13 protein-coding genes are annotated in these 13,334 nt (G+C 63.4%); 8 read left to right on the plus strand and 5 right to left on the minus strand.

What is annotated here, in order from left to right; translation table 11 throughout:
• The first annotated feature begins 46 nt into the window (after window positions 1-46).
• A complete protein-coding gene (locus tag FYJ91_RS12750) occupies window positions 47-1,006 on the plus strand; it encodes a glycoside hydrolase family 26 protein (protein ID WP_149522656.1) in 960 nt (319 codons plus the stop codon).
• A 3-nt stretch (window positions 1,007-1,009) separates the two neighbouring features.
• Here the strand turns inward: FYJ91_RS12750 and FYJ91_RS12755 are convergent, their stop codons facing one another.
• The 3 genes from FYJ91_RS12755 to otsB are packed head-to-tail and all read right to left on the minus strand — an operon-like array spanning window position 1,010 to window position 4,966.
• Window positions 1,010-2,398 carry an alpha,alpha-trehalose-phosphate synthase (UDP-forming) gene (locus FYJ91_RS12755; protein ID WP_181008496.1) on the minus strand — a complete coding sequence of 463 codons (1,389 nt, stop codon included), beginning with the start codon at window positions 2,396-2,398 and terminating at the stop codon, window positions 1,010-1,012.
• Window positions 2,395-4,203, minus strand: coding sequence for a glycoside hydrolase family 15 protein (locus FYJ91_RS12760; RefSeq protein WP_149522658.1), 1,809 nt, complete (start codon window positions 4,201-4,203; stop codon window positions 2,395-2,397). Before FYJ91_RS12760 ends, FYJ91_RS12755 begins: the two co-directional genes overlap by 4 nt.
• Before the next feature lie 4 nt (window positions 4,204-4,207).
• Window positions 4,208-4,966 (minus strand): trehalose-phosphatase, encoded by a 759-nt coding sequence (gene otsB / locus FYJ91_RS12765; RefSeq protein WP_149522659.1) that lies wholly within the window; start codon window positions 4,964-4,966, stop codon window positions 4,208-4,210.
• Window positions 4,967-5,157: 191 nt separating this feature from the next.
• On the opposite strand from otsB, the gene FYJ91_RS12770 reads away from it, so the two are divergent.
• From FYJ91_RS12770 to FYJ91_RS12800, 7 genes are read left to right on the plus strand one after another with little or no spacing between them, the layout of a single operon-like run.
• A complete protein-coding gene (locus FYJ91_RS12770) occupies window positions 5,158-6,204 on the plus strand; it encodes a glycosyltransferase (RefSeq protein WP_149522660.1) in 1,047 nt (348 codons plus the stop codon).
• Window positions 6,201-7,343 carry an FAD-dependent oxidoreductase gene (locus FYJ91_RS12775; protein WP_219822597.1) on the plus strand — a complete coding sequence of 381 codons (1,143 nt, stop codon included), beginning with the start codon at window positions 6,201-6,203 and terminating at the stop codon, window positions 7,341-7,343. The genes FYJ91_RS12770 and FYJ91_RS12775 overlap by 4 nt, the downstream gene beginning before the upstream one ends.
• The gene (locus tag FYJ91_RS12780; protein ID WP_149522662.1) at window positions 7,340-8,110 is read left to right on the plus strand and encodes a sugar nucleotide-binding protein; all 771 of its coding nucleotides are present in this window, start codon (window positions 7,340-7,342) and stop codon (window positions 8,108-8,110) included. The genes FYJ91_RS12775 and FYJ91_RS12780 overlap by 4 nt, the downstream gene beginning before the upstream one ends.
• Window positions 8,110-8,919, plus strand: a complete 810-nt coding sequence (locus FYJ91_RS12785; RefSeq protein ID WP_149522663.1) for a sugar phosphate isomerase/epimerase family protein — start codon at window positions 8,110-8,112, stop codon at window positions 8,917-8,919. The genes FYJ91_RS12780 and FYJ91_RS12785 overlap by 1 nt, the downstream gene beginning before the upstream one ends.
• Window positions 8,916-9,272, plus strand: coding sequence for a DMT family transporter (locus tag FYJ91_RS12790; RefSeq protein WP_149522664.1), 357 nt, complete (start codon window positions 8,916-8,918; stop codon window positions 9,270-9,272). The genes FYJ91_RS12785 and FYJ91_RS12790 overlap by 4 nt, the downstream gene beginning before the upstream one ends.
• Window positions 9,269-10,051 (plus strand): glycosyltransferase family 2 protein, encoded by a 783-nt coding sequence (locus tag FYJ91_RS12795; RefSeq protein ID WP_149522665.1) that lies wholly within the window; start codon window positions 9,269-9,271, stop codon window positions 10,049-10,051. Before FYJ91_RS12790 ends, FYJ91_RS12795 begins: the two co-directional genes overlap by 4 nt.
• A gap of 13 nt (window positions 10,052-10,064) precedes the next feature.
• Window positions 10,065-11,492, plus strand: a complete 1,428-nt coding sequence (locus FYJ91_RS12800; protein ID WP_149522666.1) for a hypothetical protein — start codon at window positions 10,065-10,067, stop codon at window positions 11,490-11,492.
• Here FYJ91_RS12800 and FYJ91_RS12805 read toward each other — a convergent pair.
• Window positions 11,489-12,553, minus strand: a complete 1,065-nt coding sequence (locus tag FYJ91_RS12805) for an acyltransferase family protein (protein ID WP_181008497.1) — start codon at window positions 12,551-12,553, stop codon at window positions 11,489-11,491. The two genes, FYJ91_RS12800 and FYJ91_RS12805, sit on opposite strands and share 4 nt — an antisense overlap.
• Before the next feature lie 165 nt (window positions 12,554-12,718).
• Window positions 12,719-13,060 carry a UrcA family protein gene (locus FYJ91_RS20660; protein WP_181008498.1) on the minus strand — a complete coding sequence of 114 codons (342 nt, stop codon included), beginning with the start codon at window positions 13,058-13,060 and terminating at the stop codon, window positions 12,719-12,721.
• Window positions 13,061-13,334 lie beyond the last annotated feature (274 nt).

Raw genomic sequence — 13,334 nt, forward strand, 5'->3', positions numbered from 1 at the left:
CGTCAGCGTCCGTGCCCGGCGATGTGCGCCATGCTATATCACAAGCATGGCTTTGCGATCCATTCTCACCGCCATAGGCACTTTAGCGGCGCTGTCAGGCGCCGCCGCACCGGTATCGGCCGCGCCCGAAACCATGGTCTATACCGGCGCAGCGTGTAACGGCCGCGAGAAACTCCCGAGGTTCGAAAGTGTGATCGGCCGGCCGGTCGAAGGCTATGTCGAATTTCTCTCCTACGGCACCTGGCCGGAGTTCAGCAGTTCGCTCGGCTACAGCCTGTCCTGCTGGCGCGACACGCCCTATCGGCTGGTATTGTCGATACCGATGCTCGCTGTCGGCGGCGACATGAAGAAGGCCGCGCAGGGCGAATATGATCAATATTATCAGGGGGTGGCGGATCAACTGGTGAAGGCCGGACAAAGCAAGGCCTATCTGCGCATTGGCTGGGAGTTCAACGGCAACTGGTACATCTGGAAGGCCAGCAAGGATCCGGAGGCGTGGATCGCGACCTTCCGGCGTATCGCGAAGATATTCAAATCGACGCCGGGCAGCGATTTCCAGATCGTGTGGAATCCGAACCACGGACGACAGGCGATCGCGCCCGATAAGGTCTGGCCGGGTGACGATGTCGTCGATGTGATCGGTACTGATCTCTATAACCGATCCTATAGCGCGTCGGACACTACGCCCGCGCTGCGCTGGAAACGCCAGCTGACCGAGCCCAACGGGCTTAACTGGCTCGTTAAATTCGCCACCGCGCACAATAAGCCGATCGCGCTTCCCGAATGGGGCACCGGCACAGCGAAAGACGGCAGCGGCCAGCCGGACGACCCGGATTTCATCCGCAACGTCGCGGCTTGGATCGCGGCCAACAATGTGGTCTTCCAGGCCTATTGGGATTATCCGGCGCCCGATTATCGCGGGCTGATCAGCACGGGTGCCCAACCGAACGCCCTCGCCGCGTTCAAGGAAGTCTTCGGCACGCCGCCGTCTGCTGCCGGGCAATAGACCTCAGGCGGCCGCCGCTGCCGCCGTCCCTTCCAGCGCATCAGTGAATCTTTTGCGCCACCAGACGACATCCTGGGACATCACATTGTCCATGCACGCGCGCCAGCGGGCCTGGCGCTCCTCCAGCGGCATCGCCAGTGCCTGCGCGATGGCATCGCAAATATCCTCAGGGCTGTGCGGATTGATCAGCAGCGCGTCGGTCAGTTGCTCGGCCGCGCCCGCGAAGCGCGAGAGGATGAGGACGCCGGGATCCTCGGGATCCTGCGCCGCGATATATTCCTTGGCGACAAGGTTCATCCCGTCACGTAGCGGCGTCACCAACCCGATCTTCGCTGCGCGATAGATGCCCGCCAGCTTGTCGCGCGGATAGCCGCGATTGACATAGCGGATCGGCACCCACTCGACGTCAGCGAACGCCCCATTGATCCGGCCGGACAGCGCATCGAGCGAGCTACGTATCTCCTGATAGCTCTGGACGTCGCCGCGCGAAGGCGGCGCGATCTGTAGCAGGAACACCTCGCCATGCTGACCGGCATTGGAGGAGAGATAGCGCTCGTAACCGAGGAAGCGCTCTTCCAGCCCCTTGGAATAATCAAGCCGGTCGACACCGATGATCATGTCGCGGCCATTGGTGCTCTGGCGCATGCGATAATGGGCGTAGCGTGCCGCAGACGATTGAGAGGCTTCGACGAAATTCTCGGCGTCGATCCCGATCGGGCAGGCGATCGCCGTGATGGTGCGGTCGCCTACGGTCACCCGATCGCCGTCGATGGCGCCGCTCAATTCGTTGCGGACATAATCGTGGAAGCATTCGAGCGCGTCCCGCGTCTGGAAGCCGACCACGTCATAAGCGAGCAAAGTCTCCACCAGTTCACGGTGGTTCGGCAGCGACAGCAGCAACCGATAGGGCGGCCAGGGGATGTGGAGGAAGAAGCCGATCCGGTTCCTGATCCCCTTCTGGCGCAGCCGGGCGCCGAGCGGAAACATGTGATAATCGTGGATCCAGACGAGATCGTCGGTCTCGATCAGCGGTTCGAGCGTGTCGGCGAAGCGCTGGTTGACGCGTTCATAGCCTTCCGCGAACCCGCTTTCGAATTCGGCCAGGTCGACGCGATAGTGGAAGAGCGGCCACAGGGTCCGGTTCGCATAGCCATTATAATATTCGTCGAGGTCCTGCGGCTCGAGATCGATCGTCGCCGTGGTGACGCCGAAATTGCGCTGAAAGTCGATCTTGCCGGTGAACTCATCGACCGTCTCGCCCGACCAGCCAAACCAGATACCCGAAGATTCCCGCAGCGCCGCCGAAAGCGCCACCGCCAGCCCACCCTGATTCCCCCCGCCCTCGCCCGACGGAGGCTGGACGCGGTTCGAAACGATAATCAGGCGGCTCATCGGACGCTGCTCCAGGGCTTACTCAACAGCACCGCACAATTGATGGTGCCGACAAGCGAATAAGTCTGCGGGTAATTACCCCAGAGTTCGCCCGTATTCGGGTCGATATCCTCCGACAGCAACCCCGCACGGGTACGCCTCGACAACATCTCCTCGAACAGGGCGCGCGCATCATCGTTACGCCCCGTCAACCACAGCGCCTCGATCAACCAGAATGTGCACACATTGAAAGCGGTATGCGGCAGGCCGAAATCATCTTCGGTCGCATAGCGCAGCATGTGGCTTCCGCGCCGCAATCCCTCCTCCACTGCGCGCAAGGTTCCCTGGAACCTTTCGTCGTCCGGTTCGACGAAGCGCAGGTCGAGCAACTGGATCAGGCTGGCGTCGAGATCGTCGCCGCCGAAGGTCGCCGAGATGCGACCGGTTTCCTCACGCCAGGCCTCATCCTCGATCTTCGCACGGATCGCTTCCGCACGCTCGCGCCAGAAGACGGCGCGGTCGGCAAGGCCGAGTTCTTCGGCCGCATTGGCGAGCCGGTCGCACGCGGCCCAGCACATCGCGACCGAATAGGTGTGGATGTGGCTTTTCGTGCGCAATTCCCACAGGCCGGCGTCAGGCTTGTCATGGACATCCCAGGCATGTTCGCCGACCTTTTCGAGCGCGCGGAAATCATCCTCACCCGCCATCCGGTAAAGCCGTTTGTCGAAAAAGGCCTGCGCGTTGGACAGGACGATCTGGCCATAAGCGTCGTGCTGGATCTGCTCATAGGCCTGGTTGCCGACGCGCACCGGCCCCATCCCGCGATAGCCGTTGAGGCCGGTCTCGACCCGCTCCTCCAGCCGCGCTTCGCCGCCGACGCCGTAAAGCGGCTGGATATGGCCGCCCTTGGCATTGTCGACGATGTTGCGGAGATATTCGAGATAGCTTTCCAGCACGTCGAGCGCGCCAAGCCGGTTGAGCGCTTGCACCGTATAATAAGCGTCGCGGATCCAGCAGTAGCGATAGTCCCAATTGCGCCCGAGTTCGTTCTCGCCAGTCGCATGTTCTGGGATAGAAGTGGTGAGCGCGGCGACGATCGCACCGGTTTCCTCATGCTGACACAGCTTGAGCGTGATCGCGGCGCGGATCACCGCTTCCTGCCACTCGACCGGGGTCGCAAGCGCGCGCACCCACTTGCGCCATTCGTGCGCGGTATGTTCGAGCATGTTGTCGACGGTGTCGGCGATGTCGCCGAAGAAGCTTTCGTCGGGGCCGAGGAAGAAGTGCAGAGTGCGTTCGACGCGGAACAGCCGCTCATCCTCGATCCAGCCGATCGGGGCCGTGGTCGACAGGCGCAGTGTCATTTCGCGAAGTTCATAGCGGATATGATTTGATCCGCGTGTGCGCACCGGATCGCCCGCACCCCAATCCTGCGCAGGGCGCAGGCGGATGCGAATGCGCGGGCTTCCCGCCACGGGCCGCACGATCCGCGCGAAGGCGACCGGGCGATACATGCGGCCCGACCGGAAATGGCGCGGGCAGAAATCGATCACCTCGATCGCATTGCCCGCATTGTCGACATGGCGAGTGATCAGGATCGGGGTGTTGCGCAGATAGCTTTGTGTGGTCTCGACGCAGTCCTCCAGGTCGATTTCCCAGAAGCCGCGTGCGCCCTCCCCTGCCCTCGGCGCATCATCAAGCAGCGAACAGAACGCCGGATCGCCATCGACCCGCGGCAGGCAGGCCCAGACGAAACGGCCGGCGCGATCGACTAGCGCCGAGACCTGGCAGTTGCCGATCGGCCAAAGATCAAGATTGGCGGCCATCGGCTTATCCTTTCGTCAAGTCCCACAGCCACGCGCGAACGTCGGCGACGTCCGCAAGGCCGTAATCCGCGGCAGTAGCCCGCGGCGTACCGACGAGAACGCCGAAGCCGCCCTGCGCCTGCGCGCAGGCGAGCGCCGCTTCGTCGGTCAGATCGTCGCCGAGAAAGACGGGCAGGCTGCCGGCCATCGGCGTGCGTCCGATCAGCGTTTTGACCGCGTCACCCTTGTCGCAACCGGGACCGCGCAGTTCGACCATCATCTTGCCAGGCTGGACATAGAGGTGGTGCGCCGCGCCGATGGCCCGAGCACGGGCGCGAACATCGGCTTCGAGATCGGGTTGCATCCGATAATGCAGCCCGACGCCCTGGCTCTTGATCTCGACGATCATCGCCGGATGCGCCGCGGCGAAGGCACGGGCTTCTGCGATTGCTGCGTCCAGACCGGCAGGCCGCAGTGGTTCGTGCGCATGCCCGTCCTGCCGGATCTCCGCACCGTGGCTTCCCGCGACTGTGATCGCATTGGCAAGCGGACCAATCATCGCGTCGAGCTGCGCGATCGATCGCCCGCTGACGATCGCGAGCCGACCGGCGAACCGAGCATTTAACGCCGCCAGCAACTCACGCAGTTCGGGATCGGCATGCACCGATGCTGGATCGTCGACGAGCGAGACGAGCGTGCCATCGAAATCGAGAAACAGGCTGTGGCAATCGGGAGAAACGGCGGGCGGCAAAGGCAGCGCCACCGCATCTGGCCGGGTCTGCATGTCATGTCCTCACAGCAGTTATCGGCGGTATTTTTGGCCCGCCCCCGCCCGGCTGCTGCCGGGCCAACACGAGGAGGACGCAAGAAGGACGTTTCGGTTCCGCGTCTTAATCCCTTATGGACCTACGCAATGTTCATTTTTGTGCAGTGCAGTGATACGAACAATGGGCCTGGGGGAAGTGGGGTTGATTCGTGACTGCTGAACCGACGAATTCTTCGACCGCAAACGCGGCCGTACCGATCGCGACGCGCTATCCCATTTTCCTGTCGGTCGTGGTGGTCGATCGGGATCAAGCGGATACGCAGCGCGAATTTCTGACACAGATGGTCGGGACGCTCGGCGCTCTCGTCGAGGATTTCGAGATCATCCTGGTCGACAACGGATCGGCACCCGAAGCGCGCGCCGCTTATGATGCGCTGGCGCGGGTGGAGGGCGTTCCCAATCTGCAGGTCTATCATCTGCTACGCAGGGTCGATGCCGAAACCGCCTACTGGGCCGGGATCGAGAACAGCATCGGCGACTATGTCCTCGCCTTCGATCCTTATAACGACGAACTCACCTGCCTGCCCAAGGCGATCGAGCTTTGCTTGGCGGGCACCGATCTTGTCCTGATCGAAAATCAGGAGCGTGAGCGGGCGAAGGGCATCGAAGCCCTGGCCGGGCGCGCCTTCCGCGGGCTGTACCGGTCGATCTACGGTGTCGGCCTCACCGAGCGCGCGGCCCAGCACCGGCTGATGAGCAAGAAGGTTATCAGCTTCCTGCTCCAGCTGCCGCGCCCCGCAATCTGGTATCGCGTCCTGCCCGCCCGTGCGGGGTTCGCGACCGTCACGCTCACCTATCGCGCACCACGCAGCAAATCGAAGATCGACCACAATTTCACGACCCGCGCGCGCCGTGCGACCAACCTGCTGTTTTCCAGCACCCTCGCGCCGCTGCGCTTCGTGTCGATGCTGGCGCTGCTCGGTTCGGTCGCGAACATTCTTTATTCGATCTACGTCGTGATCATCGCCTTCTCGATGAACTCGGTCGCAAGGGGGTGGACGACGTTGTCGCTCCAACAATCGGGCATGTTCTTCCTGCTCTCGATCGTGTTTTTCGTGCTCGCCGAATATATGGTCCGCATGGTGCAATGGAGCATGGGCGAGCCGCCCTATTTCATCGTCGGCGAGGCGGTGAGCAGCACGCTGACCCGCCATCAGAAGCTCAACGTCGAAGCGCCCAGAGCCGACGATCAGTGACCGAAAACAGCAGCACCGCGCTCATCATCGGGGGCGGCATGTATGGCGCGTCGATCGCGACCTATCTGAAGACGCATCGAGGCTTTTCGAACGTCACCCTGTTCGAGCGCGAGGACCGGCTTCTCCAGCGCAGTTCCTATGTCAATCAGGCGCGCGTCCATAACGGCTATCATTACCCGCGCAGCTTCACGACCGCCTATCGCAGCCGGATTAATCTGCCGCGCTTCGTGAGCGATTTCGGCGACGCAATCGTCAAGGATTTCGTGAAGCTCTATGCGATCGCGCGGCTCAATTCGAAGGTCACCTCGCGCCAGTTCGAACGCTTCTGCCACGAAATCGGCGCGTTCCTCGAGCCCGCCGAACCCGCACATGCCGCATTGTTCAACCCCAAGCTGATCGCCAACGTCTATGTGACCCAGGAATATGGGTTCAACACCGCGGTCGTCGCACGCCAGCTCGAAGAAGGGCTGGTGCAGGCCGGCGTCGACGTCCGTCGATCCGCGCACGTCGCAGAGGTGACGAACGGACCGGACGGAGTGCGCGTGCGCGGCTATCGCGGGCCGGATCGCGAACCGTTCGAAGCGTCGGGCGCCTTCCTGTTCAACTGCACCTATAGCGGATTGCAGCACGGCGCGGGCCTGGGCGCCGGCAACGCTTTCGGCCTGAAGCACGAGATCACCGAAATGGCGCTGATCCAGCCGCCGGCCGCGCTGAAGGGCATCGCGGTCACGGTGATGGACGGCCCGTTCTTTTCGATCATGCCCTTTCCCGATCGCGGGCTGCACACATTGTCGCACGTCCGCTACACCCCGCACATGTCGTGGCGCGAGGACGGGAACGAGCTGCCCTATGACGTGCTCGATCGCTATCCGCGTGAAAGCCGCAGCGACCGCATGGTCCGCGATGCCGCGCGCTACATGCCTGCGCTTGCCGGCACGCAGGCGAAGGATTCGCTGTTCGAGGTGAAGACCGTGCCGATCTACACCGAGGGCAATGACGGCCGACCGATCCTGCTGTCACGCGATCCCAACCACGGCCGGATATTCTCGATTCTCGGCGGCAAGGTGGACAATATCTACGACATCCTCGAACGGCTCGAAGACGAGCCGCTCCAAACAGCAGGGCATGCGCATCCATGAAGGCACTGATCGGTCATTCGGGCTATGTCGGGACCACTTTGCTGGGCCAGCAGCAGTTCGACACGCTGTTCCGGTCGACCAACATCGGCGATCTGGCCGGCGGATCCTATGATCTGGCGATCTGCACGGCGGCTCCGGCCCAGCGCTGGATCGCTGAGCGCGATCCCGAGGCGGATCTCGCCAATATCGACCGGCTGGCCGATGCCGTAACCAGCATCGAGGCCGATCGCTTCGTCCTGATCAGCACCGTCGACGTCTATGGCGTAAGCGCCGGCATGAGCGAGACAGACGAGCCGGCCCCCGCCGGTGCTTATGGTCGCAACCGCCTTCACCTGGAAAACCGGGTGCGCGCGCATTTCCCGGACGCGCTGATCGTTCGGCTTCCCGGCCTGGTGGGCCCGGGCTTGCGCAAGAATGCGATCTTCGACTTTCGCAATGACAATGCGCTGCACCTGATCGACGCTCGCGCCGTCCTGCAATGGTATCCAATGGTCAATCTGAGCGCGGACATCGCAACCGCGCAGGCTGCCGGGCTCAAACTCGTCAATTTCGCGGTCGAGCCGGTGTCGCTCGCCGAAGTCGCCAAGGCGTGCGGGCGCGATTTCGACAACCAGGTCGAGGGAAAGACGCCGGCCCATTACGACATGCGCAGCAATCACGCCGCAGTCTTCGGCGGCACCGGCCCGTACCTCTACACCAAGCGCGAATCTCTGCTCGCCGTCCGTGCCTATGCGCAGTCCGAACCGACATCGGCTGCGATCGCCTGATGCGCATCTCGATCTCCAACATCGCCTGGGATCCGCCCGAGGACGAGGCGATCGCCGAAGTGCTGCGCGCCCACGGGGTCGCGCATATCGACATCGCGCCGGGAAAATATTTCCCCGATCCGACGCAGGCGAGCGACGCGGCGGTGGCCGACGTGCGGGGCGCATGGGCGGATCGCGGCGTCACGCTCTACGGCATGCAATCGCTGCTGTTCGGGACGCAGGGCTATAATCTGTTCGGCGACGACGGGCGGATGCTCGACCGGCTCAAGCGGATCGGCGGTCTGGCCGGGCGGCTGGGGATCAGCTTCCTGACCTTCGGCAGCCCCAAGAACCGCGACCGCGGCGATCTGTCCGATGCCGAGGTCGAGGCGCAGGCGACCGCCTTCTTCCGCGCTCTGGGCGACAGCTATGCCGATAGCGGCGTGGTGTTGTGCCTCGAGCCCAATCCGGTCGCCTATGCCTGCAATTTCATGACGACGACGACGGAGACCGCGGCGATGGTGCGGCTGGTCGATCACCATGCCGTCCGCATGCAACTCGATGTCGGTGCGCTCGCGCTCAACGGCGAGGCGCCCGAGGATCTGATCGCCGCCAATGCCGACATCATCGGCCATGTCCACGCCAGCGAGCCGCAGCTCGTCGCGATCGGCGAGGCCGGATCCGAACATGATCGCGCCGCCGCCGCCCTGCGCGTGCATCGCCCCGACAAGATCGTGACGATCGAGATGGCCGCGATCGCCGGGCCGCAACGTGACCGCGTCGACCGGTCGATCGCGCGCACGATTGCCGCTTATGGAGACGCCGCATGATCCAGTGGCTGCTCCTCCTCGCCGGCATCGCCAGTAATGCGTCGGCCAGCCTGCTGGTGAAGGCAGCGGTCGACAAGCCGATCAGCCTCAAGGATCCGTTCGCGATCGGCAACCTGATCTACGGCAGCGCGATCGGCCTCTATATGGCGGCCTTCGTCCTCTATGCGGCCGCGGTGGCGCGCATGCCGCTGACGATCGCGCACCCAGTGACGACGGCGGGGGCGATCCTGGTCGTCGGCGTCGCCGCGACCCTGCTGTTCAACGAGCAGATGAGCCCGCTGCGCATCGCCGGCTATTGCTTCCTCTTCATCGGCATCGCCTGCATCGGGCTTTCCAAAGGTGTTCCTGCATGAACGGCGACGTCCCCTCCTTCCGTGTCGACCGCTGGCTGGGCAAGACGACGCGCTATTGTTGCGTCATCCCCGTCATCAACGAGGGCGAACGGATTACGCGCCAGCTTGCCAAGATGCGCGCGCTCGGCATTTCGAAGATCACCGACATCATCATCGTCGATGGCGGATCGAAGGACGGCTCGCTCGATCCCGACAAGCTCGATGCGGGCGAAGTCCGCGCGCTCGTCACCAAGACCGCGCCGGGCAAGCTGTCGGCCCAGTTGCGCTGCGCCTACGCCTTCGCACTCGATCAGGGCTATGAGGGCATCGTCACGATCGACGGCAACGACAAGGACGATCCCGACGCGATCCCCGCCTTCGTCCAGGCGCTCGACGACGGATACGACTTCGCGCAGGCATCGCGCTTCATCCCCGGCGGGGTCGAGGAGAATACGCCCAAGACCCGCCGCCTCGCGATCAAGCTGATCCACGCGCCCGCGCTCAGCATCGCGTCGGGCTTCCACTGGACCGACACGACGCAGGGTTTCCGCGCCTATAGCGCGAAGATGCTGCTCGATCCGCGCGTATCGATCTTCCGCGGCGTGTTCGGCACCTACGAACTGCTCGCCTATCTCAATTATCGCGCGCCGAAACTCGGCTATCGCTGCATCGAGTTACCGACCGCGCGGCGCTATCCGGCGAACGAGAAGGTGCCGACCAAGATTTCCCCCTGGCGCGGTCAGATCGAACTGATGGAAACATTGTTCAAGGCCTGCACGGGCGGCTTCAATCCCCGATAGTAGAGGGGCGTATATGAACGCCAGTTCGTTGAACGACCGTAGCAGCGTGCACCGCTATCTGGTGCCGCTAATCCTGCTGCTGCTGTCCTTCGCGTCCTTTTACGAAAACAGCCTGGGCATCAATCCCGAGAATTTCCGCGCCCGTCACATGGGGTCGGACGATCTCGTTCTCGACGGGGTGATGCACGCGCGGACTGGCGGCGCCCCTCTCCTCGGTAAATTCGTGCGACCGGATCCGGCCACGGCCTCGACGCCAGAGGCACGTTACGCCGCCGGTGACATGACCGGTCGGTTCGACACTTATGAATCGAGCTTCGGTCTTCAGGTCCACGTCTTCCGTCTGGCGGCGGCCGTGACCGGCGGAAGCTCGCATGCGCTTCACGCGGTTGCGGCAATCGCGCTGGCATTGCTCGTCGTGGCGTTCCAGATCGGCATCACGCGGCTTGCCTCTCCGGCGGCGGGTATCGGCTTCGGGCTGGCCATCGCGCTCAGCCCTTGGGTATCGGGCTTTGGAAGCAGCCTCTACTGGTTCGAGGCGACGTGGTTCCTGCCGGCTGCGATCGCGCTGCTGATGGGCGCTCGCGCCATGGCGTTGCGCCAATATTATGCGGCGATGCTCGGCCTGATCCTGATCGCGTTCCTGATCAAATTCCTGTGCGGCTATGAGTACGCGACTACGGTCGTCGCAGCCACCTACAGCTTCGTCTTCCTCCACGCGTTGCGTGCCGGCCGATCGATCAAGGCGCTCGCCGGACATGCGCTGGCGATCGGCGTTGTGGCCTTCGTCGCGTTCGGGCTTGCGATGGTGATGCACGCTCATGCCATCGGCCCGACCTTGGCCGGCGGATTCGATCACATCCGCGAAACCGCGGAAAAGCGGATGTCGGGCAGCGGCGGCCAACAGGCCGGCTTCCTCGAAAAGCTGTGCGGCGCTCGGGGCGATGCCGAGCAGGTCAAGCTGTGCAAGGACGAATATAGATCCTCCTTAAACGCCAGCCCGTTGAAGGTCGTCACGCGCTATTTCATGATGCCGCATTTCATACCGTGGATCGATCAGATCCGTGAAAATGCTCTGGCGTCGAGCGGCGAAAGCGATGCGGCGGCGATCAAGAGCATCGGCAAGGCGCCATCACTCGGCAAGATGATCGACGTCGCGCGCACCGTGAGCTTCGACGGCATCCTCGCGCTTGCCATCACCATCCTGAGCATCGTGGCCTTTCTCGCCTTCGACGCCTTCGTTTTCTACCTGATCTGGCGGCAGCGCTCGCCGCTCGCATGGACGACGCTGCTGGCGTTGCTCGGCTCGCTATCGTGGTTCGTGGCAGCCAAGGGGCACAGCTTCGTCCACGCCCATCTCAATTATGTGCTGTGGTATCTGCTCTATATTCCATTTGGCGCCGCGCTGATCGTCGAATGGTGGCGCGGGCGACGCGCGGTTTAGCATCGCGCGCCGGAGGCTGCGCTCGCCTCCGATTTGTCGACCACCGACGGGGGATGATGCGCCTTGCGGCGCAGCTTGTAGGTGATCGGTTGCTCAACCCACAGATGGATCGCGATCGCGACCAGCATCACAGCGATCATGATGACAGTGGTCAGCCAGATGATGGCCGGCCAGCCCTGGCTGGGGCCGATGGACCGCGCCGCCTTCGATACGACGGGAACGACGAAGGGGTGGCTGAGATACAGCGCGTAGCTCGCCGTGCCGAGCAACTGGGCGATGCGGATCTTCCACACATGGCCGTGCTTTTCGAGCGAAAGCGCGGCGATCAGGACAACACCGCCGCCGATGCCGGTCCAAAGCGATCGTGCGCCGCCGTCCATATAGTCCGAGCCCACCAGCAGTACGAAGCCGCCGGCAAGCGCGGCGAAGGCAGGCAGGCGTGGCAGCACTATCCCGCGCAGATATCCGATCGCGATCCACATCCCGATCGCGAATTCGAGCATGATCGGCGTGGAATAGAATCGCATCGCGGTCACATCTTTCGGCCACAGCGGACCTGTCCAGACGAGCGCGAGCAGGATCGCCGTCACCAACGCCACGCGCGCCACCACGCCGCGCAGCAGCAGCGCAAACGCGAACAGAACGTAGAAGAACATCTCCAGATTGAGGGTCCAACCAAGGAAGAAGACCGGCTGGATCTTGCCCCCCTTGTCGAACGGCACGAACAGCAAGGAGAGGATCAGTTCACCCCATGACGATTTGGTCGAGTGGAGGAGCTGCGGGAGGACCAGAGCGACCGCGAACAGCGCGAGCGTGGCGAGCCAGTAGAGCGGCGCCACACGGATGATGCGGTTGACCATGAAGTCCACCGGGCCGGACGGGCGGTGGGCGGTCGTATAAACCATCACAAAGCCGCTGATCACGAAGAAGAGGTCGACGCCCGAATTGCCGAGCATCAGCGTTTCGCGCGCTACACCCAGCGGAACCAGGGGCGCTTCCAAATGCACGCAGACCACGAGCAACGCCGCGATCGCGCGCAAAACCTGGAGATTGAAGAGCAAGGCTCGCCCCCTGAAAACCGCAGAATCCTTAGGGTGTGGAGAGGGTGCGTGCAATGGCCAGCCAAAATGAAAGCACCCCCCGGGGTAAGGGAACCCGGGGGGTGCGTCCCACGCGGAGGAAATTGCCAGTCCGGCCGCGTGTGTGGGGGTGAGGTGGGTATTCGATCAGTGGGCCGCAACGGTGACGCGGGTGTTCTCCGCGACCTGGGTGCCCGAGTTGGCGAGCGCGAGTTCGACCTGCGGCATCGCGCGGGCTTCGGCGATCTTGGCGCACTTCTTGGCGGCGGTCATCGCCTGCAGCGACTTGTCGCCACGATTGGCACAGACCATTTCCGCGGCGCGGCTGACCCGGGCCTTCAACTCGGTGGCGCCATCGGCGCTGGCGAGCGTCAGATCGCCGTAGCGAACGAAAGCCTGGGGAGCGAGGGGCTCCGCCGCGCTCGCCGGGAAAGCGATGGTGGCGGTGGTGGCAACGACGGTGGCGACGAGAGCGACGAACTTGAACATGACCAATCTCCTTTGGGGATCGAGCCAGCCGGAAGCCTTCGCCCGATCTTTCTTCCTGTGAGCGGCCGCGATCCGTTTGATCGTTGCCGTTGAGGCTCTTCTATGCCTGCCCCCTGGTGCGTTCATGCGTGCTTCGACGAGCAGGCCGCTCGCCTCCACCAACCCGCCGATCGGCCGACGAACGACATGATGCCGTCGACCAACGGCAGGCCGGGTAGTCTGCCCGCGTGACGGAACCGCGTCGGGCGGGCTACGTTCGCATGAAAACGTCGAA

Origin of the sequence: Sphingomonas montanisoli (assembly GCF_008274695.1) — a bacterium.
GTDB classification, from domain to species: domain Bacteria; phylum Pseudomonadota; class Alphaproteobacteria; order Sphingomonadales; family Sphingomonadaceae; genus Rhizorhabdus; species Rhizorhabdus montanisoli.

Excerpts from the sequence above, each read along its gene's own strand:
- FYJ91_RS12750 (WP_149522656.1), top strand. The coding sequence starts at position 47 with ATGGCTTTGCGATCCATTCTCACCGCCATAGGCACTTTAGCGGCGCTG.
- FYJ91_RS12755 (WP_181008496.1), bottom strand. The coding sequence starts at position 2,398 with ATGAGCCGCCTGATTATCGTTTCGAACCGCGTCCAGCCTCCGTCGGGC.
- FYJ91_RS12760 (WP_149522658.1), bottom strand. The coding sequence starts at position 4,203 with ATGGCCGCCAATCTTGATCTTTGGCCGATCGGCAACTGCCAGGTCTCG.
- otsB (WP_149522659.1), bottom strand. The coding sequence starts at position 4,966 with ATGCAGACCCGGCCAGATGCGGTGGCGCTGCCTTTGCCGCCCGCCGTT.
- FYJ91_RS12780 (WP_149522662.1), top strand. The coding sequence starts at position 7,340 with ATGAAGGCACTGATCGGTCATTCGGGCTATGTCGGGACCACTTTGCTG.
- FYJ91_RS12785 (WP_149522663.1), top strand. The coding sequence starts at position 8,110 with ATGCGCATCTCGATCTCCAACATCGCCTGGGATCCGCCCGAGGACGAG.
- FYJ91_RS12790 (WP_149522664.1), top strand. The coding sequence starts at position 8,916 with ATGATCCAGTGGCTGCTCCTCCTCGCCGGCATCGCCAGTAATGCGTCG.
- FYJ91_RS12795 (WP_149522665.1), top strand. The coding sequence starts at position 9,269 with ATGAACGGCGACGTCCCCTCCTTCCGTGTCGACCGCTGGCTGGGCAAG.
- FYJ91_RS12800 (WP_149522666.1), top strand. The coding sequence starts at position 10,065 with ATGAACGCCAGTTCGTTGAACGACCGTAGCAGCGTGCACCGCTATCTG.
- FYJ91_RS20660 (WP_181008498.1), bottom strand. The coding sequence starts at position 13,060 with ATGTTCAAGTTCGTCGCTCTCGTCGCCACCGTCGTTGCCACCACCGCC.